At 39.8% G+C, this 22,396-nt stretch carries 19 protein-coding genes; 11 read left to right on the top strand and 8 right to left on the bottom strand.

From position 1 onward, the window contains the following. Positions 1-27 precede the first annotated feature (27 nt). Positions 28-1,311 (bottom strand): cation:proton antiporter, encoded by a 1,284-nt coding sequence (locus NQT65_RS09620; protein ID WP_256851059.1) that lies wholly within the window; start codon positions 1,309-1,311, stop codon positions 28-30. 503 nt (positions 1,312-1,814) lie between these two features. On the opposite strand from NQT65_RS09620, the gene NQT65_RS09615 reads away from it, so the two are divergent. The 5 genes from NQT65_RS09615 (at position 1,815) to NQT65_RS09595 (ending at position 9,049) form a co-directional block, all read left to right on the top strand. Then, positions 1,815-3,995 (top strand): M4 family metallopeptidase, encoded by a 2,181-nt coding sequence (locus NQT65_RS09615; protein ID WP_256851058.1) that lies wholly within the window; start codon positions 1,815-1,817, stop codon positions 3,993-3,995. 73 nt (positions 3,996-4,068) lie between these two features. Beyond that, positions 4,069-5,922, top strand: a complete 1,854-nt coding sequence (locus tag NQT65_RS09610; RefSeq protein ID WP_256851057.1) for a M28 family metallopeptidase — start codon at positions 4,069-4,071, stop codon at positions 5,920-5,922. 98 nt (positions 5,923-6,020) lie between these two features. Further along, positions 6,021-7,937, top strand: coding sequence for a DNA repair helicase YoaA (locus NQT65_RS09605; RefSeq protein ID WP_256851056.1), 1,917 nt, complete (start codon positions 6,021-6,023; stop codon positions 7,935-7,937). A 9-nt stretch (positions 7,938-7,946) separates the two neighbouring features. Continuing rightward, positions 7,947-8,651, top strand: a complete 705-nt coding sequence (gene tsaB / locus NQT65_RS09600; protein ID WP_256851055.1) for a tRNA (adenosine(37)-N6)-threonylcarbamoyltransferase complex dimerization subunit type 1 TsaB — start codon at positions 7,947-7,949, stop codon at positions 8,649-8,651. A gap of 68 nt (positions 8,652-8,719) precedes the next feature. Beyond that, a complete protein-coding gene (locus NQT65_RS09595) occupies positions 8,720-9,049 on the top strand; it encodes a hypothetical protein (protein WP_126008873.1) in 330 nt (109 codons plus the stop codon). A 63-nt stretch (positions 9,050-9,112) separates the two neighbouring features. Here NQT65_RS09595 and NQT65_RS09590 read toward each other — a convergent pair whose 3' ends face one another. Further along, on the bottom strand, positions 9,113-10,402 hold the full coding sequence (locus NQT65_RS09590; protein ID WP_054981946.1) for an alkaline phosphatase: 1,290 nt from the start codon (positions 10,400-10,402) through the stop codon (positions 9,113-9,115). 580 nt (positions 10,403-10,982) lie between these two features. Between NQT65_RS09590 and NQT65_RS09585 the strand changes: the two genes are divergently transcribed. From NQT65_RS09585 to rnd, 3 genes are all read left to right on the top strand, one after another. Further along, entirely contained in the window at positions 10,983-11,834 is an 852-nt protein-coding gene (locus tag NQT65_RS09585; RefSeq protein ID WP_256851054.1) for an alpha/beta hydrolase, read from the top strand. A 115-nt stretch (positions 11,835-11,949) separates the two neighbouring features. Beyond that, a complete protein-coding gene (fadD, locus tag NQT65_RS09580; protein ID WP_256851053.1) occupies positions 11,950-13,602 on the top strand; it encodes a long-chain-fatty-acid--CoA ligase FadD in 1,653 nt (550 codons plus the stop codon). 51 nt (positions 13,603-13,653) lie between these two features. Then, positions 13,654-14,784: a ribonuclease D gene (gene rnd, locus NQT65_RS09575; protein ID WP_138577171.1), complete on the top strand. Its 1,131-nt coding sequence runs from the start codon at positions 13,654-13,656 to the stop codon at positions 14,782-14,784. Between the two features lie 27 nt (positions 14,785-14,811). On the opposite strand, the gene NQT65_RS09570 is transcribed toward rnd, so the two are convergent. Continuing rightward, positions 14,812-16,497 (bottom strand): RluA family pseudouridine synthase, encoded by a 1,686-nt coding sequence (locus NQT65_RS09570; protein ID WP_256851052.1) that lies wholly within the window; start codon positions 16,495-16,497, stop codon positions 14,812-14,814. 70 nt (positions 16,498-16,567) lie between these two features. Continuing rightward, entirely contained in the window at positions 16,568-17,464 is an 897-nt protein-coding gene (locus NQT65_RS09565; RefSeq protein ID WP_256851051.1) for a LysR family transcriptional regulator, read from the bottom strand. 134 nt (positions 17,465-17,598) lie between these two features. Between NQT65_RS09565 and NQT65_RS09560 the strand changes: the two genes are divergently transcribed. Next, the gene (locus tag NQT65_RS09560) at positions 17,599-18,321 is read left to right on the top strand and encodes an outer membrane protein (protein WP_121638528.1); all 723 of its coding nucleotides are present in this window, start codon (positions 17,599-17,601) and stop codon (positions 18,319-18,321) included. A gap of 85 nt (positions 18,322-18,406) precedes the next feature. On the opposite strand, the gene minE is transcribed toward NQT65_RS09560, so the two are convergent. The 3 genes from minE to minC are packed head-to-tail and all read right to left on the bottom strand — an operon-like array spanning position 18,407 to position 20,194. After that, on the bottom strand, positions 18,407-18,670 hold the full coding sequence (minE, locus tag NQT65_RS09555) for a cell division topological specificity factor MinE (protein WP_004586362.1): 264 nt from the start codon (positions 18,668-18,670) through the stop codon (positions 18,407-18,409). A 1-nt stretch (position 18,671) separates the two neighbouring features. Then, positions 18,672-19,481: a septum site-determining protein MinD gene (gene minD, locus NQT65_RS09550; RefSeq protein ID WP_024031716.1), complete on the bottom strand. Its 810-nt coding sequence runs from the start codon at positions 19,479-19,481 to the stop codon at positions 18,672-18,674. A gap of 5 nt (positions 19,482-19,486) precedes the next feature. Further along, positions 19,487-20,194 (bottom strand): septum site-determining protein MinC, encoded by a 708-nt coding sequence (gene minC, locus NQT65_RS09545; RefSeq protein WP_004586360.1) that lies wholly within the window; start codon positions 20,192-20,194, stop codon positions 19,487-19,489. Between the two features lie 155 nt (positions 20,195-20,349). On the opposite strand from minC, the gene NQT65_RS09540 reads away from it, so the two are divergent. Then, positions 20,350-20,637, top strand: coding sequence for a YcgL domain-containing protein (locus tag NQT65_RS09540; RefSeq protein WP_004586359.1), 288 nt, complete (start codon positions 20,350-20,352; stop codon positions 20,635-20,637). Then, positions 20,630-21,646, top strand: coding sequence for a lytic murein transglycosylase (locus NQT65_RS09535; RefSeq protein ID WP_004586358.1), 1,017 nt, complete (start codon positions 20,630-20,632; stop codon positions 21,644-21,646). Before NQT65_RS09540 ends, NQT65_RS09535 begins: the two co-directional genes overlap by 8 nt. A 54-nt stretch (positions 21,647-21,700) precedes the next feature. Here NQT65_RS09535 and NQT65_RS09530 read toward each other — a convergent pair whose 3' ends face one another. Next, entirely contained in the window at positions 21,701-22,252 is a 552-nt protein-coding gene (locus NQT65_RS09530) for a GbsR/MarR family transcriptional regulator (protein ID WP_004586357.1), read from the bottom strand. Positions 22,253-22,396: the final 144 nt, after the last annotated feature.

Below are 22,396 nucleotides of genomic sequence, written 5' to 3'. Positions count from 1 at the left end.
ATAGACTGCGGGTTTAATAAATAAAACTTAGTGATTTTGCTCGGCAGATTTAATACTACTTTGAATGAGAGGCGAGATAGTTAAACCTTGCACAATAATAGAAAATATAACCACAACATAGGTCACAATAACGATTAAATCATGCAGATCACTGCCTGATATAAATACTTGATCACGAGGAATAGCTGCAGCCATAGCTAATGCTAAACCGCCACGTAAACCACCCCAAGTTAAAATTTTAACGCTGTGTTTGTCGTAGTTTTTAAAGCGCTTAAATATTACAAATGGCGTACCAACACTAATAAAACGTGCTAATAAAATAGCAGGGATCATAACAAGGCCTAAGCCAATTTCACCCATTGTTACTGGCATAGTGACAATCAGCATACCAATAATCAAAAACAACAAAGCGTTTAAAAAGCTGTCGGTGGCGTGCCAAAAGTCTTTAATATAGCGCGTGTTTTCAGGCCCTGTGCGCTCGGTTGCTTTTGCGCGAGTAATATTACCTAAAATAATACCACTGGTTACCATGGCAAGCGCACCAGATATTTCCCATACATTGGCAGCGGCAAAACCCGCAGTTGGAATGGTTAAGGTTATTAATAGGCGTATATTTACATCTTTACAGTTAATAATTAAAAAGTGACCCACAAGGGCCATTGCTAAGCCAAACACGATTCCACCTATGGCATCAACAAAAAACAGCTCTGCAATGTCGGCTGGGTTGGCATCGGTGCCAAAAAATGCAACAGAAAACAGTGTAGTAAAAATTACCAAACCAATACCATCGTTAAATAAAGACTCGCCTTCTACCTGTACCGAAATACCTTCAGGGGCGCGTAATTGTTTAATAATTGCCAGTACAGCAATTGGATCGGTTGGGCTTATTAAGGCGCCAAAAAGTAAACAATAAATAAAAGGGACGGGCCAGCCAAGAGCGGCAAAAATATAAAAACTTAAATAGCCAATTAAAAAAGTAGAGACTACGGTAGAGAACAAAACTAAAGCGGTTATTTCCCATCGTTGTTTACGCAGTGCCAACAGGTTAATTTCTAAAGCACCTGCAAATAACAAAAATCCAAGCATGCCTTTTAAAAGCAATTCATTAAAATTAATACTGGCTACAATTTGCGTCATTTCTAATGCAGTTGTATCGCCTAATAACTTAACAGAAATAATTAATAACAACGATATAACAACCGAGCCTGTTGTTATAGCAATCGTTGTTTGCATTTTAAGAACATACTGGTTTGCATAAGCAATAAAAATTGCGATAGCAGAGAGAAAACAAATGAGATACCAAGCATTCATTGGCTAACCTTAAATTTATTTTAGAGAACAAAAAAGAGCGAATTAAACGAGCCGTATATTACTCCTGAGACTAGGCTGTGTCACAGTATTTATGGGGCTTTTAGCACTTTTTTTATGTCTTTAGGAGACATATAGTTAATGCAAATTTACTGGTGTTATTGCTTGTAATGAGGAGATTAATACAAAGTTGCCTAGGCAACATAATGGCTGATTACTGCCGTTAATTAAATAAAGTAAACGTAGCTATTGTGCACGGCTAATAGTGTAATTTAGTGTAAATATATGTATACAATTTGTATCTGTTTAAAGTTTTACTGATTTTGTGTGTTTTTTAACCTACTGTAATTTCTATTGTTCTTACGTTTCCTAATACTTTACTTGTAAATTAAATGTTTAATTTTCATAACTCAAATTTGTAACATAAGCTTGATCCTTAATCGGGTACAAGTAGTTCCGGTTAATACAAATCCACTACAAACTAAATATTTTGACGGAGCGTAAACGTGAATTTATCAAAAATCACATTAGCAACTTTTGCTGCTTTAACCTTGGTTCAAGCAACAGATGCAGTAGCTGCGAACAAGAAATATCTAAATCAACAAACGGCTTTAAATAACATGATGCAATCAAATTCAGCATCCATTTTATCTACTAGCCCTAAAGACTTGATTGGGTTAAGTGTAAGGAACGAGTTAGTTGTATTAAAAGAGTTTATAAGTAATAACGGTGAAGTAACTCGCCGTTATCAGCAAACATATCAAGGTTTACCAGTAATTGGTGACACTTTAAGCCTTACATTTAAAAATGGCATGCTTAAAAAAGCCCATGGCGCTGCGGTGTACGATATTGAAGGCGATATAAACGATGTAAGCGCTAAATTATCTGTAAAACAAGCCATGCTTCAAAGCCAAAATGTAGGCATAGCTTCAAAAACTAAAGGTTTAAAAAAACACAATGAGAAATCAAGGTTAGCGATTTGGGTTGATCAACAAAGTAAGGCGCATTTGGTGTATGAAGTATCGTATGTAACCTACGGCAAATCGCCATCACGCCCTTATCAAATAATCGATGCTAATACCGGTGAGGTTTTGCTCAGCTACGATAACTTACAACATGCTGATGCTACGGGACCAGGGGGGAATCTCAAAACAGGTAAATACATCTACGGTACTGACTTTAGCAACCTAGATGTGTCTCAATCTGGTAACACCTGTGTTATGGATAATGCCAATGTAAGAACTATAAATCTCAATGGCGGCACAAGTGGCTCTGCTGCCCATTCATTTACCTGCCCAGAGAATACAGTAAAAGAGATAAATGGGGCTTATTCGCCGCTTAACGATGCTCATTATTTTGGTAACGTTATTTTTAATATGTATAACGACTGGGTGGGGTCGCCACCGCTAAGTTTTCAGTTAAAAATGCGCGTACATTATTCAAGTAATTATGAAAATGCATTTTGGGATGGCAGCGCAATGACCTTTGGCGATGGGCAAAGCACTTTTTACCCACTCGTAAGCCTTGATGTATCGGCGCATGAGGTAAGCCATGGCTTTACCGAACAGAATTCTGGCTTAATTTACAGCGGTAAGTCTGGTGGCTTAAATGAAGCTTTTTCTGATATGGCTGGTGAAGCGGCTGAGTATTACATGAAAGGCACTAACGATTGGTTAGTCGGGCAAGATATTTTTAAAGGCAATGGCGCGCTTCGCTATATGAATAACCCATCACAGGATGGACGCTCTATAGATAATCAAGGTAGTTATACCTCTGGCATGGATGTGCACTATAGCTCGGGTGTATTTAACAAAGCATTTTATAACCTTGCTACTACATCCGGCTGGGATACTAAAAAAGCATTTGTAGTTATGGCACGAGCGAATCAGCTTTATTGGAGTGCGAGTACAAATTGGGATTTAGCTGGTAACGGCGTTATGGACGCTGCGTGTGACTTAAATTACAACCCAAGCGATGTACAAGCTGCATTGGCCGCAGTGGGAGTTAGTTCAAACCTAAGTGCAGGGAGCGATTGCTCGAGCACACCTGTGCCTACGGATGAGGCGTTAACAAATAAAGTAGCACGTACGGGGATCAGCGGCTCTGCAAAAGCGCAGATGTTTTTTACACTCGATGTACCAGCGGGGGCAACAGATCTTGAGTTTAATACCGCTGGTGGCTCGGGCGATGCAGACTTATATGTAATGTTTGGAAGTAAACCCACACTGAATACGTATGACTGTAAAAGTACCACCTCTTCAAGCACCGAAAACTGCAGTATTTCGAACGTTCAAGCAGGCACCTACTATGTAATGGTAGAAGCATGGAATGCTATAGCTGATGTATCGCTTACTGGGAGTTTTAACAATTCAACAGGAGGCGTAACACCGATTAACAGAACCGAGTCTAATATTAGTGTTTCAACTAATAGCTGGGCTCGATTTACTCAAGACTTAGGAGCGGGCTATAGTAATTTAACCGTTACTATTTCTGGTGGAAGTGGCGATGCCGATCTTTATATAAATTATGGTTCGGCGTCGAGTACGTCAACTTATTTGTGTAGACCTTATAAAAATGGCAACAGTGAAACGTGTTCGTTTGATAACCCACAGTCAGGTACATGGTACCTAGATTTAAGAGGGTACAGTAATGCAAGCGGAGTAACACTGAGTGTGTCTGCTAATTAAACATTGATACCAGGGGCCTAGTGCCCCTTTTTAATTTTATGGATACCAGTATTGCCAATTATAAGGAATACCAATGAAACCTTTTAAACTACTAAGTGCGCTGAGCTTATTTACTACAATGGGCGTTGTAGCACAAAGTGAAACAAACAAAGTGTGGGTAAGCATAGATTCAACTGCAGCGGAACATTATGAGTATACCCAGCATGGGTTAGTGCAAAGATTGCCCTTTGCACAGCGCTCAACAAGTGCGCTTGAAAATATAGATTTGGTGTATATACCAGCTGATCAGGTAAATAATCTAAGCGAATTTATGCACCACAATTATAATCGGTGCGGTGGGTTTGTGGCACATGATTCATGGCAAGAGGCGAGCAGTTACGCAACACAATTAGCCACGGCGCATACTATACAAAATACATTAGCATTTAGTTATTCTATTGATAACGAACAAACAGTACAAAATTTAATGTCATCAATTAGCACCGTTAACCTCGATAGTACTGTTAACTCTTTAACCAGTTTTAATAATCGTTATTACACCTCACAAACAGGGATAGATGCTGCAAATTGGTTAAAAACACATTGGCAACAAATAGCGCAAAGTCGCAGTGATATTAGCATTGCAACTTACCCGCATAATTGGGCGCAATCGTCGGTTATAGTGACAATTGAAGGCAATGAAAAAGCAGATGAAATCATTATTATTGGTGGCCACCTTGATTCGATAAATCAGTCAAACCCAAGCAATGGACGTTCACCCGGTGCTGATGATAACGCCTCAGGCATTGCTGTGCTATCAGAGGCGCTGCGCGCGATTGTACAAACTAATTACAAACCACAGCGTACGATTCAAATTATGGCGTTTGCAGCGGAAGAAGTCGGCCTTAGAGGTTCAAGTGATATTGCAAGCAGCTACCAATCGCAGGGTAAAAATGTAGTGGGCATGGTGCAGTTTGATATGACAGGCAATAATGGCAGCCTTGAAGATATAGTCATGATGACTGATTATACTAACAATGCACAAAATCAGTTTTTAGCAGCGCTTTTAGATACCTACTTACCGCAATTAGATTATGGATTTGATCAGTGTGGTTATGGTTGTTCTGATCATGCGTCATGGTATCAGCAAGGGTTTGCAGCCTCTATGCCTTTTGAATCAAAAATGGGCGATATAAACCCGCTTATTCACACCCAAAACGATAACCAGTTTGATACTCAACATGCCAGTAAATTCGCCAAGTTGGCAGTAAGTTATGTTGCCGAAATGGCAAAAAATGCCGGCGATACTGCGCCCCCTACTAATAACCAATTAACCAATGGGCAAACACTCAGTGGGATCACAGGGGTTGCAAAAGAGCAGTTTATTTACACATTAGCTGTGCCACAAAGTGCGAGCAATTTAAATTTTATTACGACTGGGGGCACAGGCGATGCAGACTTATACGTACGCTACAACCAAGCACCTACACTGAACGATTATGATTGTAAAAGCACTACCTCAAGTAGTAATGAACGTTGCGATATTAATCCCTCTAGTGCAGGAGTTTACTATGTGATGGTACACGCATGGAATGCGATAGAAAATGTATCCCTAACCGGAAGTTACAATGAAGAGGGGAGTATTAAGCCTATCAATCGGAGCATTACAAACATAAATGTTTCTGCTGGGAGTTGGCAGCGCTTTAGCCAAAGTTTAAATACGCAGTACGCATCATTAGATATAACAATGTCTGGTGGCAGTGGCGATGCTGATTTATATGTAAACTTTGGCACTCCTTCTAGTGATTCTCAGTACTTGTGCAGGCCATATAAAAATGGCAATAGCGAAACCTGTTCGTTTTCTGCGCCACAAACAGGTAATTGGTATATCGATTTAAAAGGGTATAGCAATGCCAGCAATGTCACGTTATCCATAAATGCACAATAACGTGTAAAGGGGTGTTAGCCCCTTTACAAAATTCTAATTTCAATTGGCTTGCCCTTATAGCCAGGCTTACGTAAAATCTCGCTATTATTTTTTGTAAAGTGACTGGTATTATCAAACAGCTGTTTAGTGCAACCGGGCCGTTAGCGTTATCTTTAGATGGATACACGCCACGCCAACCTCAAATTGATATGGCCGTTGCCGTTAACGATGCATTAAAAAATAGCACGCAGTTAGTGGTTGAAGCGGGCACTGGTACAGGTAAAACGTTTGCCTATTTAGCGCCTGCCCTTAAATCTAAGGGTAAAACAATTATCTCAACAGGCTCTAAGGCCTTGCAAGAGCAGTTATACCACCGCGATTTACCTCAGCTAGTAAAAGCACTTAATGCATCTAAAAAAACCGCATTGTTAAAAGGGCGCGCTAATTATCTGTGTACTTATAGGCTAAACCAACATGTAGCCCATGTACCAACAGACGATCCTGATGTAATGCATCAACTTGCTATGGTTGCAAAATTTGCCAGTGAAACACACTCGGGTGATTTAGCTGATTGTATTGGTATTGAAGAAGACGCCAAGGTACTGCCCTATGTTAATTCGACAGCCGATAATTGTTTAGGCAAAGAGTGTCCAGACTTTCAATCATGTTATATACGCAAAGCGCGTTTAAATGCAGCCGAAGCGGATGTAGTGGTTATAAACCATCATTTATTTTTTGCTGATATGGCAGTAAAAGACTCCGGTTTTGCCGAACTTATGCCCACCGCCGACGCTTATATTTTTGACGAAGCACACCAGCTTAGCGAAATTGCCAGTGACTACTTTGGTGAAAGTATTAGCACTAAAAAGCTGGTGGATTTAATTAACGATTTACGCGCTATTTACCGTGCAGAAATTCCCGATATGCTGCAGCTTGGCAAAAGCCTTAATAAGCTTGAAACCAGCGTGGCTGATTTACGTTTACAGTTTGGTGTAGATGGTAGCCGAGGAGATTGGCGCGAAAAGCTCAGCGATAAATTAATTTGCGCAGCGCTGCATCGGGTGATTAGCGATTTAGACTTTGTTTATCAGGTATTAAAACTGTGCCTAGAGCGCAGTGATAAAATAGAGCATCCGTTTGAGCGTACATTAGCGTTTAAAGGTCAGTTAGAGCGTGTTTTTGATACCGCACAAACGGGCTTTAGCTATTGGTACGAAACCACGCGGCGCTATTTAACGGTTAATATTACGCCACTTAATGTCTCTGCTAAATTTGCTCAAATGATGAAAGATACCGGCGCAGGGTTTGTATTTACCTCAGCCACGTTATCGGTTGATAATAAGCTCGATCACTTTAATGCAAGCTTAGGTATTACTCCTGCGCAAAGTATGATGGTTGATAGCCCCTTTGATTACCCTAATCAGGCGCTTTTATGCTTGCCACGATATTTGCCAGAATCGCATGCAGAGAACATGCCTCATGCAATTATAAAATTAACCCTAGAGCTGATTAAATCGGCTAAAGGGCGTTGCTTTGTGCTGTTTACAAGTTACCGAATGATGCATTTGGTGGCTGAGGGGTTAACCACACAATTGGACTACCCAGTTTATATGCAAGGGCAAATGTCTAAGCGTATAATACTGGAAAAATTTACGCGCCATGGTAATGCGGTATTGTTAGGTACTGCCTCGTTCTGGGAAGGGGTTGATGTACGTGGTAGCACGCTAAGCTGTGTTATTATCGACAAGTTACCTTTTGCAGCACCGGATGACCCATTACTGCAAGCCAAAATGCAAGATTGCCAAATGCAAGGCAAAGACCCGTTTGCTCATATACAGTTACCGCAAGCTGTTATTGCGCTCAAGCAGGGCGTGGGGCGTTTAATACGAGATAACAAAGATAAAGGCGTGCTGGTTATTTGCGACAACCGATTAGTAACGCGCCAATATGGCCAAGTATTTTTAAAAAGCTTACCGCCGATGCGTCGCACGCGAAGCTTAGAAGATGCAAACACATTTTTAAAACACATTAACTAGAGTACTAAAATGATTAAAAGTAATATTCTTGCCCTAGATGCCTCAACCGAAGCGTTATCTTTAGTTTTACACTTTGAGGGCCAAACATTTCATCATTTTGAAGAATGTCCACAGCAACATAGTCAAAAAATACTCCCTTTAGTTGATGAGCTTCTTAATAAAGCACAGTGTAAATTAAAAGACTTAGACGTTATTGGCTTTGGCCAAGGGCCAGGTAGCTTTACCGGTGTACGCATTAGTGTTGCTATTGCACAAGGGTTAGCTTATTCAGCCAATTTACCATTAGTGGGCGTATCAACCTTGGCAATTATGGCCCAGCAAGCGAACGAACAAACGCAGGCACCAGTAGTGTATTCAGCTATAGATGCTCGTATGGGAGAAATTTATTTTGCCCAATACCAGGTAAATAATGCACGCATGGAGTTGGTAAATGAAGAGTGTGTTATAAAACCAGAGTTATTAAGCAAAGAGCATATAAACAGTGAAGAGTTACACGCGATTGCCGTTGGCACTGGATTTAAAAGTTACCCTGATGCACTTAAAAACGTTAGCAATATAACCATAAATACAGCCATTACTTTGCCAGATGCTCGTTATATGCTTAGCCATGTAGATACGGCCTTTTTAAAGGGCGAGGTTGTTAAAGCAAGCGATGCGCAACCTAAATATGTGCGCGATACAGTAACATGGAAAAAACTACCGGGTCGCGAATAGGCACAAGAGTTGCAAATTGGGTGTTTTTAAATCATAATTTTTAATATGTTTATTGTTGGAAGTTATCTATGACTTTGCCAATTGGTGCTGGTTTTTTTACTGGGGATATTCCTGCAAAGGTTACCTCAACAAAAATTATACCCTCTAAACCACAAGGTTTAGCGGATGATAGCGCCAGTCAAAAAACAAACACAGATTATGTAAAAAGTAGTAAAGCGGGTGTAGAGCTTGCTAATCAATACTTTAGTCAAAGCACCAGTAACGCAAAGTACAGCCAAACTATTTATGACCAACCAAGCCCAACGGTGAGTAAAGCAATTTCAACATATACTGAATTTGCAAATTTAGAGCGTCGCGCCGAAGTACAAGATTTAATAGGCGTCGATATATACGCTTAGCCCCCGTAACAGTAAAAAATAAAAAGCCCGAACACATGTTCGGGCTTTTTCGTAAGCTTATGGCTACTGTTTAATAAAGCCAATTAGTTTATCGGCAATATCTGTATTATTTTGAGCACCGTTAAAGTGTTCACTGCCTTTACCGTAGGCAAATACTTGTACATCTACAGCGGTGTGTCCGCCTGTTGTCCAACCAGTAAAGCTGGCGTCACTAATAATACTTTTAATGGCTAAATTAAGCGCTGTTTCGCCCATTTTTTTCGCTTGTTCAAGTTTTACTTTATTAGCCGGTGTGTATTCAATACCTGTGTTGGCGCGCCAAATAGGCTCTAGGTCATCAGCAGCGAGTAATTGCTTTGTTAGCTCAACGGCTGTAGCTTTAACACCTTTAATAACTTCCGTATCCCACTTATATTGTCCGTGCGCACCGAGGGTTAACCCACCAGTTGAATGATCTGCAGTAACCACTAATAAAGTATCAGGGTTTTTATCAATATAGGCTTTTGCTTTTTCAATCGACTGTGCAAAGTCATCCATTTCGGCCATGGCACAGGCTACATCGTTAGCATGTCCACACCAATCAATTTGGCTGCCTTCAATCATGACAAAAAAGCCGTCTTTATTTTGGCCGTCGAGTAAATCAAATGCTTTAGCTGTTAGTTGCGTTAAGTGGTTTGAATTAGCATCAAGCGCAAACGGCAGTCCCATTGGGGCGTATAAGCCAAGTGCCGGTACTTGCGTAATCTGACCAAGGTTTTTTATATCATCGCTATATTGATAACCAGCTGCTTTAAATTCATCAACGAGGTTACGGTCTTCTCTAATAAAATACTGCGTACCGCCGCCTAGCATTAAATCAACAGGGAGTTTACCGGCAATTTTGTTATCTATGTACTCATTAGCAATCGCATCGTAATTTCGACGTGATTCGTTATGTGTAGCAAAACTAGCTGGGGTGGCATGGTTAATTTGCGAGGTAGCCACTAATGCTGTTGTCATACCGCGTTCTTTTGCTATTTCTAACATGGTTTTAACGGGCTTTTTGTCTGTATCGACTGCAATAGCACCATTATAACTTTTGTGGCCGCTACTCAGTGCGGTTGCACCTGCAGCACTGTCTGTAACATAAGTGTGATCGTCAGGGTAAGTACGCGCCATGCCTGTTAAAATAGTATCAAATACGGTTGTTTCAATCTGCTTGGTGGTTGGATCATCTTTAAAATAACGATAAGCGGTTGTATAGGCAGGACCCATCCCGTCACCAATCATATAAATTACATTTTTAGGTGCATCGCTTGCATAAACACTGGTAGATGCACATAAAAGCGCTAATAAGCTAAGTTGGTTTTTCATTTTAATCCCTATGAATGTGCTGTTTAAATAGCACCACAATTGTATATGGTTACGGCGTGTTGAATTTGCAGCATAAATACCAAACATGCGCTGCCCAAAAATTCTTTCTAAGGCGATTAAGTTTTTTGCTAGGTTGTTACTCAGCCCACAAGGTTACAAACCTCGTACCAAGATTTAACCGCCCGTAGATTGAACAAGTTTCAATCCACAAAGTTCAATACGCCTTCGTATAATAATGAAATGAAGTAAGAATAAAAAGCAAAGTATATAAACAGGTTTGGCTAATTGTCACTAAAACAATACAGCCATTTTTTTAGCTTATGTTAATTATAGTGTAATGAATATAGTGGTATACATTACTTACCTGAAGAGTATTTAAGCCCTGTTTGTAATTATTTATTGAATTAATGAAACTTAAAATAGGTTAAGTTATTGAAATAAAATATATAATTGAAGTTCTAAAGTTAACCTTACAATTCAAGTGGTCTTTATAAATATAAAAAATATAAAAACTTTTGGTATTAGAGGTCTGACAACTAGTATGTTATAAATAATGTCGCACGTTAAAAAGAGGTGTCTGTTGCAGCCATTTGAAATAAAAACAAGAAATATAACATTGCGTGGCTTACAAAAAGGCGCTGGCGATGAGCTGGTTTTAGCCTTGCATGGGTGGCTAGATAACAGTAATAGTTTTACACCTATGTTGGATAAGGTTAACCCGCAGCATACTTGGTATTGTGTTGACTTTGCTGGGCATGGGCTATCTGATTGGCGTGCACAGGACGCTCATTATTATTTTGTTGATTATATTGACGATGTGTACCAACTTATAAAGAGCTTAGGGGCAAAAAAGGTACATTTAGTCGGCCATTCAATGGGCGCAATGGTGGCAGGTTTATTTGCAAGTTGTTTTAGTGAGTATGTGTATTCAGTTACCTTTATTGAAGGGATTGGCTGTGTTACAACCCCCAGTGATGAAGTATGTGAGCAATTAAAAGGGGCGATACTTAACAGAGAGCGCGCCTACAATAAAAAAAAGCGCGTTTATAAATCGCAATCAGCGATTATCGAAGCGCGTGCAAATACAACAGATTTAAATAACGAACTGATCACCTTATTGATGAGTCGTAATATTAAGCAAAGTGAACTAGGGTATGAGTTAACAACAGACCCTAAGCTTAAAAATCACTCAGGTTTTAGGTTTGATGAAGCGCAATGTATTGGTGCAATAAAACAATTAATTGCACCAAGCCAATTAATTTTAGGTAACCAAGGTTATTCGTTTGTAAAACAAAATTTGGCCAAGTATATTAGCTATTACAACAACTTGAAGGTAATTAATGTAGATGGCGGGCATCATTGCCATATGCAAAGCAGTGGGTTATGTTTTGAGTATATTCAAGCCTTTATGCTGCAAAATGGTGCATGTTAATTGTAAATTAGCGCCAAATGTGGGATTATTCCTGCATTAGAGTATTTGCTCAATTGTTAAAGTGCCTTACTTAGATTAAGGTTAATAAAAATATAATTATAAACAGGGGCTAAGAGTGGAAAAAATCTGGCTTAAGCGCTACCCAGAAGGTATGCCTGAAACAATCGATCCTGAGCATTACAACTCGTTACTCGAAGTGTTCGAAAAAAGTTTTACCGATTACAAAGATTTACCTGCATTTACGAATATGGGTAAAACATTATCGTATGATGAAATAGATACAGCGACACAACGTGTTGCCTCGTATATTCAAAATGATTTAGGTCTTAAAAAAGGCGACAAAGTTGCCGTAATGATGCCTAACTTATTACAAACGCCTATCGCTATTTTAGGTATTTTACGTGCAGGGTGTGTGGTGGTTAACGTAAACCCACTTTACACAGTACGAGAGCTCGAGCATCAATTAAAAGACTCTGACGCGTCAGCTATTTTTATATTGGCTAACTTTGCAGACACGCTTGAAAAAGCACTTGCAAAAACTGATGTAAAACACATTGTTGTTACCCAAGTGGGCGACATGGTGGGTGGTATTAAAAAGCATATCGTTAATTTTGTGGTTAAATACATAAAAAAAATGGTACCCAGCTACAGCCTACCAAATACTATTAAGTTTTCAGATGTGTTAGCAGGTGACCCTTCAAAGTATACGCGTCCAGAAATGAGCTTATCTGATCTGGCCTTTTTACAATACACAGGTGGTACAACCGGCGTATCTAAAGGGGCGATGTTAAGTCATGGCAACATGGTTGGTAACCTTGAGCAAGTGTCGGGCTGTTTAGATAAAGTATTAGACCGTGGTACTGAAGTTGTTGTTACTGCATTACCGCTTTATCATATATTTGCGTTAACGGCTAACTGCTTAACGTTTATGAAATACGGTGGTTTGAATGTATTAATTACAAACCCGCGTGACATGCCGGCTTTTGTTAAAGAGCTTAATCAGCATAAATTTACTGCTATTACCGGTGTAAATACCCTGTTTAACGGGTTACTCAATACACCAGGGTTTGCAGAGCTTGATTTTAGTCATTTAAAAATGTCATTAGGTGGCGGCATGGCGGTACAACGTCCTGTAGCTGAAAAATGGCAAAAAGTGACTAATTCTAAATTGATGGAAGGTTACGGTTTAACTGAGTGTGCACCGCTTGTAACTGTAAGCCCGTACGATTTAGAAGCTTATAATGGCTCTATTGGTTTACCTGCTCCTAATACCGAAATTAAGCTAATGCTTGAAAACGGAGAAGAAGCGGCAAAAGGTGAACCCGGTGAGCTATGGGTTAAAGGCCCACAAGTTATGCTAGGTTACTATAACCGCCCAGATGCAACTGCAGAATGTTTGCAAGATGGCTGGTTTGCTACCGGCGATATTGCCACATACGACGATGAAGGTTTCTTCTATATTGTTGACCGCAAAAAAGACATGATCATTGTATCGGGCTTTAATGTGTTCCCAAATGAGATAGAAGAAGTGGTTGCCATGCACGACGGCGTACTAGAAGTAGCGGCTATTGGTATTCCGCACGATGTAAGTGGCGAACAAGTTAAAGTTTTTGTTGTTAAAAAAGACCCTTCTTTAACTGAAAAAGATATAATAAATCACTGTCGTGATAATTTAACTAATTATAAGGTGCCTAAACTCGTTGAGTTTAAGGATGAGTTACCTAAAACAAATGTAGGTAAAATTCTCAGAAGAGCCCTAAAAGATTAGTAAACTATAGAAAAGCCGGCATTAGCCGGCTTTTTTATTGTAGGAGATTAAGTGCAATACCAATTGATCGAAACACAAAATCAACTCAATACCTTTGTTGAGCAAATAAAAAACAAGCCTATTTTAGCCATAGACACAGAGTTTATGCGCCGCCGTACTTTGTACCCAGAAGTTGCACTTATTCAAGTATATGATGGCGAGCATCTCGCCCTTATAGATCCACTTGCCGAACTCTCGTTATTTGAATTTTGGCAAATATTACAAGATCCATCAGTACTGAAAGTGTTACATTCACCCTCAGAAGATATTGAAGTATTTCAAAAGTATGCAGGCTTTGTACCTGCTCCATTGTTTGATACACAATTTGCTCTTCAGCTTTTAGGCGAAGGCAACTGTATGGGCTTTGCACTAATGGTAAAAGAGCTATTAGGCATAGAAATAGACAAAAGTGAATCGCGAACTAATTGGCTACAGCGCCCATTAACTAAAAAGCAGCTCGATTATGCAGCCGCTGATACGTTTCATTTACTGCCTTGTTTCGAACTAATAATTGAGCGTATAAATAAAGCTGAGTTATTTGATATTGTAATAAATGAGAGCGAGTTAATTGCAAATAAACGCGCCTTTCAAACCCCAGATGAGCTGCTTTATAAAGATATAAAAAACGCATGGCAACTAAAACCGCACGAGCTCGCGGTATTAAAAGAATTAGCTGTATGGCGTCGTAATAAAGCTATTCGTAAAAATTTAGCGCTTAATTTTGTGCTTAAAGAGCACAACATGACGGAAATTGCTAAACGTGGGCCTTCGAGCTTAAATACGCTAAGACAAATTCCGGGTGTTGAGTCAATGGAAGTAAACCGCTCTGGAGTTGAAATACTAAAGTGTATTGAAAAGGCCAAAGCACTCCCGGTTGATGAGCATCCGCCTGTGCTTAAACGTTTAATTGATTTTCCGGCTTATAAAAAAGTAGCTAAAGATATTAAACAAAAAATCACGAAAGTGGCAAAAGAGCAGGGTATACCAGAGGATGTAATGGCCTCTAAAAAGCAAATTAATCAGCTTATTAGCTGGAATTGGAAACTCACCGATGAGCAAAAGGTAAATCATATTAAACCTGATTTACTTAATTCTTGGCGCTACAGTTTTGTTAAAGAGGCACTTAAAGAGTGGGATAATTAAACCCACTTTTTAAGCTAACAGGCTATGTTAAAAATCGGGCGCTACGCTGAATGTTAAACGCTTATGTGTAATGGGGTGATCTAGCGCCAAATATTCGGCATGTAAGTGTAACCTGTTGGCTTTTTTACCGTAATGTGTGTCACCAATAATAGGCATATTCAGCCCTAGGTGATGAGCGCAGTGTACCCTTAACTGGTGAGTGCGTCCTGTTTTAGGGTAGAGCTGTAGACGTGTAATATTGTTTTTACGTTCAAGTACCTGCCACGTAGTAAGTGCGGGTTTGCCGTTTTTATAACAAACAAGCTGGCGTGGCTTATCGTCAAAATCAAGTCGCAATGGAAGCTCTATCTTGCCACTGTCCTTAGGCACAATACCATCAACCAGCGCAATGTAACGTTTATCAATAGTGCGGGCAATAAATTGCTTTTGTAGTGCTTTGTGGGCTCGTTTATTGAGCGCCACCACTAATAAACCTGATGTAGACATATCTAGTCTGTGCACAATTAATGGACCTGTAGCGTGCGGAAATTGCGTTTGAATACGTAGATACACAGAATCTTCAATATTGACACCTGGTACAGATAAAAACTCGCTGGGTTTATTTACAATAACAATATCTTCGTCTTGATAGACTATCGGCAGCGTTTTACCTTCAGCAGGGTTAACGAGTAGCGGGTTATCTTCTATGCTGAGGCCTTTTAACATGTGCGATAAAATAGGTTGGCACTTACTGTAGCAAGAAGGGTAATAGTTTTTATGTTGGCGTATTGCCGATTTAGGTGCGGCCCCCCACCAAAACTCAGCCATAGCCACTGGCTTTAAATTATTAAGATATGCGTATTGTAATAGCTTGGGCGCAGCGCAATCTCCCGCACCTGATGGCGGAGTATGCTCTGGCAATGCTGCAAATATGGCATTGAGATCTTTAACTTCATGCTCTGCATTTAAAAACTGGTACTGTGCAAACACGTGCTTTTGTAGGTTTTTAGATAAAACTTTACGGCGCTTTTTTAACTGTTTTATTTCGTCGTGTAGGGCATTAAGCGCCTGCTGTTGCTGAGTTATTTTATCATGCCAGTGATCTTTTATGCTTTGATAGTGTTTTTTATCTTCAATGCTTTGTTTGGCCAGTTCATTCAAGCTTGCTTGTTGCTCAGGCGTTATTGCTTGGCTTTGCTCAACTGCAAGTGCACTGCGCGCCTTTTTACGTGTTTTTCTATTGGCTTGCATTACGCTTTGTTGAGCGTGTAACTGCTGATCAAACGCGGCTTTATCGGCATTTAATGACGCTGTTAATTTATTCAATGTACTTGCATTTTCTAGGGCATGTATTTGCGCATTTATCTCGTTAATTATTTTACTTTCTTTTAAATAACCTACATCTTCCAGTGCCATTGTAGATACATTAGGCACGCATTTTATATCGGTATTTAAATTTTCGAGCTGGCCTGAATACGCCGCTAAAAAGCCAAGTTGTTGTTGCTGGTTTTGTACAACCAGTACACCAAACATTTTGCCATCATTCGTTGCTGTATTACTGCTGTCATTTTCGTTATACGGTAAATGCGTTTCAAGTTGCTGCTGCAATTGTGTTGCGGCTAAAACAGATAACGGATGAGGCTGGTAGTAAAACGGAAACGTAAATTTATCTGGAAGCGGTATAGAATCTACAGAGCAATCAAATAAAGTAAAACAAGAAGCGTGATTTAACATAGCAAAGTAATAGCAGGCATAAAGCAAAGTAATAGGTCCATAATAACATATTCACTTAAGGGGTACTTGCTTAATCCTCTGCGGTTACTAAACCGCGCTTAGCTAAAAAGCGTACTAATAATAGTGTTAGGTTTTCTCTGCGTGCATTATTTGGCCATACCGCGTAATAACCAAGCGGCTTAAGTTGCCAGTTAGGTAAAATGTGAATGAACTCTTCTCGTGCTAATTGTTTTTTTACTAGGTTTTCGGGCAATATGCCAAGACCCAAGTTTTCAGATACAAAGTGACTTATTGCAAGCGCACTATTTACATTTACGCGTGACTTTTCACAAATACACACCACTTCGCCATTTGGAGAGGTAAAATCTACAGTGCTGCCGCGCATACTAAAATGAACCCAATCCCACTGTTTTAAATCGTTTGGGTGCGTAGGGGGTTGATGTTTGCTCGCGTACTTACTTGAGGCAACTAAAAAGCGTTTACTCTCTCCAATTTTACGCGCCATGAGTGAGCTGTCTTCTAGCCAGCCAACTCGAATACTTAAATCGAGTCCTTCATCCATTATATTTATTACTTGGTCTGTGTAATTAAGAGACAAGTTCACTTTTGGGTAGGTTTGCACAAATTCTGCTATCGCGGCTGAAATTTCGGAGCTTGCTAAAAAGGCGGGCAGCGATATTTTTAAAGACCCTACAGGCTCATCACCCACAGAGTTAATTTCGTTCAAACCTGCCTCTGCGTGTTTTGTTATGTTTTCTACGTGGGCGTAAAATTTTTCACCTTCAGGGGTAAGCGACAATTTACGGGTTGTTCTATGTAATAAAGTGACGCCTAAAAACTGTTCTAAGTCAGAAACACTATGGCTCACACGTGAAGGTGCTATGCCAAGCTCCTTAGCTGCAATACGAAATGAACCGCCAGCAACCACTTTGGCAAAAATAGCCATGTGTCGTAAATAGTTAATCATTGTTCTGAAAGTCGGAATTGTATTGTGCCGTTATTGTATCTATTCGCTTGTGAATCGAAAAGTTATATTAGCTGCGAATTCAACATTAGCCTTACAGCCCAATAATTTGGTTGTTAAAAAAAACAGGAATAACAATGAACACATTACAAAAAACTATAGTTGCCGCAATTGCTTTAGCGTGTACCACACCTACTTTAGCTAGTGCAGAGGGGTTTTATGGAACTGCACATGTAGGCTATAGTTCGCAAGCAAATGATTCTCAAGCCATTGGTAACAATATTGCCGTAGATAGTGATTTTCCATCTGAATTTGATGCCGGCGAGGGCAGTGTAGGCAGTATTGGTTTAGGTTATCAGTTCAATCCTCAATTTAGAGTAGAGGCGCGTATTAGCTATCATGATACTGACTATAGCGATACAAAAGTTGGCGTGGGTGCACGCGAAGGTGAGCAGTATGTATTAAAGGGGGATTTAAAAACCACCACTTATACAATTGAAGGCTTTTACGATTTTGATAACAGCACCGCGTTTACGCCTTATATAAAAGCGGGGTTAGGGGTTGCCGATAACAGCTATTCTGCAAAATTAGGTGGTGCAGGCATTAGCGCCTTTGACGCGTTCGATGGAAATGTTGATGGCTATTACGATGCGTATGCTGATGACGATTCAACCGAATTTACATGGAATATTGGCGCAGGGGTTAACTATCAAATAACTAAAACTATGTCGTTATACACTGAGTATCAATACATTGAATTTGGTGATGTGCAAACGGGGCAAGATGCATTTACCGATGGCTTTAAAATTGACAGTGCAGCAAGCCATGAGTTTTTACTTGGTTTACGTGTAAACTTTTAAATTTAAAACACAACACAATGCACCACATACGTGTAGTGAGTGTGCAAAGCAAAAAGCGGCATTTAAAATGCCGCTTTTAGCTGTGCTACTTTTTTTCTTCGTCAGGTAATGTCACGTTGAGCTCAAGTACCGCTAAATCATCTTCGTTTTGATCAAACTGTACCTGCACTGCATCAGTGTTTACATTTACGTACTTACGGATCACATCTAAAATATCTTGTTTTAATTGTGGTAAGTAATCCGGTGTTCCGCGTTGCGAACGCTCGTGCGCGACAATGATCTGCAATCGCTCTTTTGCTAATGACGCGCTATTTTTCTTTTCTGAGCGGAAGTAGTCAAGTAAAGACACATTAACCTCCAAAAATCCGTTTAAATAAGCCTTTTTTCTCAACATCTAAGAAGCGAAAATCGACTGTTTCACCGAGTAAGCGATTGATTGCATCAGCGTATGCTTGCCCTGCATCTGAATCACCATCAAGTATTACTGGTTGGCCTGAATTAGACGCACTTAATACCGCTTGCGACTCAGGAATAACACCAAGTAAAGGAATCGACAGAATATCTTTAACATCTTCTACCGATAACATTTCACCCTTTTCAACTCGCTCAGGGTTGTAGCGTGTTAATAATAGGTGTTCTTTAATATTTTCTAGGCCTTCTTCAGCACGTTTCGATTTGCTGTGTAAAATACCTAAAATTCTGTCTGAATCTCGAACCGAAGATACTTCAGGGTTTGTTGTTACAATTGCTTCATCAGCAAAGTACATCGCCATCATTGCGCCGGCTTCAATACCTGCAGGTGAATCACACACAATGTAGTCAAAGTCTTCTTTTAGTTCGTTTAAAACGCGCTCTACGCCTTCACGGGTAAGGGCGTCTTTATCACGTGTTTGTGATGCGGGTAGTAAAAATAATTTTTCAACGCGTTTATCTTTAATAAGCGCTTGATTTAGGTTGGCTTCGCCGTTTATTACGTTTACAAAATCGTATACTACGCGGCGCTCACACCCCATAATTAAATCTAGATTACGTAAGCCAATATCAAAATCGATAATAACTGTTTTATAGCCTTTTAAAGCTAAACCGGTGCCTATTGCAGCACTTGATGTTGTTTTACCAACACCGCCTTTACCAGAGGTAACGACAATTACTTTTGCCATGAGATTTATCCTTTAACCAAAGCTGAAATTTCTAATGATTCGTTTTTTTGTTGTATTTGTACTGCATTGCCCCAGTGCTCACCTTGTAATGAGTCGCTGATCCAGTAATTGCCATCAATTGAAACCAATTCGGCTTCGAGCTTTTGGCAATAAATGCAGGCGTCTTTAATCCCTTTTGCACCTGCAATAGCACGACCGCGTAAGGTGCCATAAATATGCACATTACCATCGGCTATTACTTCTGCACCATGGCTAACTGCACCAAGTACAATTAAGTCTCTGTCTTTTGCATAAACTTGCTGCCCTGAGCGTACCGTGCCATTAATTACTTGCGCAGGTAGGTACACGTTTTTTTCAACAATAGAGGTATTTGGCGCCTCTTGTTTAACGGGTGCACTTTTAGCATCTTGCGAGTAATTTAGTACAGAAAGGCCAGCGGCTTTAGCTTGCGTGTGTTGCTCATCTGAGCCATTACAAACACCTACAGCATTAAAGCTCATACGCTCAATGAGAGATTTTAAATGTACAAAATCAAGTGAGCTGTTTTTAATTTCTTCTAAATTAACAACAATAGGCGCTCCTTCAAAAAAACGAGGAGCTTGGGCTATTTTTACATACAACTGTTCTGCTAGAAGGGCGATATCAGTGCTATAAAGATGCAATACTGACAACGTAAAAAGGTTCCCTTTTAGCTCAAAAATTTGTTCCGACATACACGCTCAATTGATTTGTCTGATTAGAAATTAATTTTAGATAAACGTAGGCTGAATAAGGCCTTTAATGAAATTTCTAATCTAATTTTTCTAACTTATTATTACTCTCATGTTATAGTGTGCGGCAATGTTAAGCAAGATTAAATAGGGCCATTATGCTCACTGCGGTATATAAAAGTAAGAAAAAAGCGGATACCTTCTTATTTGTTGAAAAAAGAGATGATTTTAGTAAAGTGCCTGAACCTTTACTGGCTATGTTTGGTCAACCTATTTATGTAATGATTATCAATTTAGCAAAGCGTGATCATTTAGGCGGTGCCGACCTTGAAACAGTAAAAGCAGCCTTAGCTGACCCAGACAAGGGTTACTATTTGCAAATTCCACCGCCGGAAGAAAATTTACTTAGCCAATTACGAAAAGAAAACGGAGTTGATAGTGATTAAAAAGTTAGCCGTAATTTTATGCTCAGTGTGTTTAAGTGGCTCTGTAGTTGCTAAAACGCAGGCTGAATTTCAAACTTATTTAAGTGACTTAAAACAAGAGGCCATTGCTAAAGGGTACGATAGCAAATTAATAGACGATGCATTTGCGACTGCCTCATACAAAGAAAAAGTTGTATCGGCTGATAAAAACCAGCCAGAGGTTAAAGAAACCCTCGAAACCTACTTACCAAAACGTGTACCCCAGTGGAAAATTGATCGTGCACGTAAACTCTATGCAGAAAATAAAGATGTACTTGAACAAGTTGCAAAAGAGTTTGGCGTACAAGCACGCTTTATAGTGGCACTATGGGGCCTTGAAAGTAACTTTGGCACAATACAAGGTGGCCATAATGTTATTTCATCGCTAGTGACGCTTGCCTTTGATGGTCGTCGTGAAGCACTTTATAAGCGCCAGCTTTGGGCAGCATTAGATATTTTAAAGTCAGGCCATATTACGCTTGATAAATTTAAAGGCTCTTGGGCTGGAGCAATGGGGCAAACTCAGTTTATGCCTACCTCATTTAACGCCTACGCGGTTGATTACAATAACGACGGCCGTAAAGATATTTGGACCACCAAAGAAGATGCATTTGCATCGATTGCCAATTATTTAAAACAAGAAGGTTGGAATGACTCACTAACTTGGGGTCGCCAGGTAAAATTACCTGAAAATTTTGACAGTAAATACGTGCTAAAACGCGGCACTAAAACACGTAAGCAATGGTTAGAATATTGGAACGACTCAGAGCGCTCGCTTGCAGACTGGCAAGCACTGGGTGTACGCAAAGCTGACGGGTCTGACTTACCTAATGTTGATGTACGCGCTGCACTGGTAATGCCTGATGACATTAATGGGCGTATGTACTTAGCGTATGATAACTACAAAGTGTTTATGCACTGGAACCGCTCATATTACTTTGCCACCAGCGTGGGCTATCTATCAGATAGAATTGGTTATCCAAAAATATAATTTATACGCTGTTGTGTGATAAAAAAAAGCCGCTAAGCGGCTTTTTTTATTTGTTTAATCATGTTCTTTTTTAAATATTTTATCTTTTAAATCGATAACCTTGCCAATTCCTGAACCAAGCTTCATTAGCTTATTAAGCTGCTCTGGGCTTAAGCGTTGTAACTCTGAAGACCACTTAGTAACCGTTTCGAGTAGGTTGTGGATTTCGCCCATTTGCTTTTGTGCATAGCGCTCTTCTTCGTTGTTTGCTTCGTCTAAAAGGTTATCACGCAGCAAACTTAGGGTAGGGTCTATTTCACGCTTTTTACGCTCTTCAAATACGCGATTAGCCATATCCCAAATTTCACCCGCTGGGGCGTAGTATTCTTTACGATCACCAGGGATATGATGCACTTTAATTAATTGCCATGACTGGAGCTCTTTAATTCCCATGCTTACATTGCCACGCGAGATACTTAGCGCATCGGCAATCTCATTTGCGGTCATGGGCTCTTTGGTGATGATCAGCAAACCGCACATTTGGCCAATCGTGCGATTGAAACCCCAACGGCTGCCCATTTCACCACAGTGCATAACAAAGGCTAAGTTTTTTTCAGATAGACTCATAGCTTTTTAAGTTTCAGTAAATTCAGAAAGTAATGCTAGCACGCTTATAAATTATAGCAACGTTTAGCCTGGTATCTTTTGTAGAGTATTAAATCAAGATTAGGTTTAATTTACTCCTACTTTTAGTAGGAGTAAATTAATTGC

Origin of the sequence: Pseudoalteromonas agarivorans (genome assembly GCF_024518735.1) — a bacterium.
GTDB lineage: Bacteria > Pseudomonadota > Gammaproteobacteria > Enterobacterales > Alteromonadaceae > Pseudoalteromonas > Pseudoalteromonas atlantica.
This window is presented reverse-complemented; position numbering and strand designations above follow the sequence as displayed.

Excerpts from the sequence above, each read along its gene's own strand:
- NQT65_RS09560 (WP_121638528.1), top strand. The coding sequence starts at position 17,599 with ATGAACACATTACAAAAAACTATAGTTGCCGCAATTGCTTTAGCGTGT.
- NQT65_RS09595 (WP_126008873.1), top strand. The coding sequence starts at position 8,720 with ATGACTTTGCCAATTGGTGCTGGTTTTTTTACTGGGGATATTCCTGCA.
- NQT65_RS09620 (WP_256851059.1), bottom strand. The coding sequence starts at position 1,311 with ATGAATGCTTGGTATCTCATTTGTTTTCTCTCTGCTATCGCAATTTTT.
- minC (WP_004586360.1), bottom strand. The coding sequence starts at position 20,194 with ATGTCGGAACAAATTTTTGAGCTAAAAGGGAACCTTTTTACGTTGTCA.
- NQT65_RS09540 (WP_004586359.1), top strand. The coding sequence starts at position 20,350 with ATGCTCACTGCGGTATATAAAAGTAAGAAAAAAGCGGATACCTTCTTA.
- NQT65_RS09610 (WP_256851057.1), top strand. The coding sequence starts at position 4,069 with ATGAAACCTTTTAAACTACTAAGTGCGCTGAGCTTATTTACTACAATG.
- minD (WP_024031716.1), bottom strand. The coding sequence starts at position 19,481 with ATGGCAAAAGTAATTGTCGTTACCTCTGGTAAAGGCGGTGTTGGTAAA.
- NQT65_RS09565 (WP_256851051.1), bottom strand. The coding sequence starts at position 17,464 with ATGATTAACTATTTACGACACATGGCTATTTTTGCCAAAGTGGTTGCT.
- NQT65_RS09590 (WP_054981946.1), bottom strand. The coding sequence starts at position 10,402 with ATGAAAAACCAACTTAGCTTATTAGCGCTTTTATGTGCATCTACCAGT.
- NQT65_RS09530 (WP_004586357.1), bottom strand. The coding sequence starts at position 22,252 with ATGAGTCTATCTGAAAAAAACTTAGCCTTTGTTATGCACTGTGGTGAA.
- tsaB (WP_256851055.1), top strand. The coding sequence starts at position 7,947 with ATGATTAAAAGTAATATTCTTGCCCTAGATGCCTCAACCGAAGCGTTA.
- NQT65_RS09570 (WP_256851052.1), bottom strand. The coding sequence starts at position 16,497 with ATGTTAAATCACGCTTCTTGTTTTACTTTATTTGATTGCTCTGTAGAT.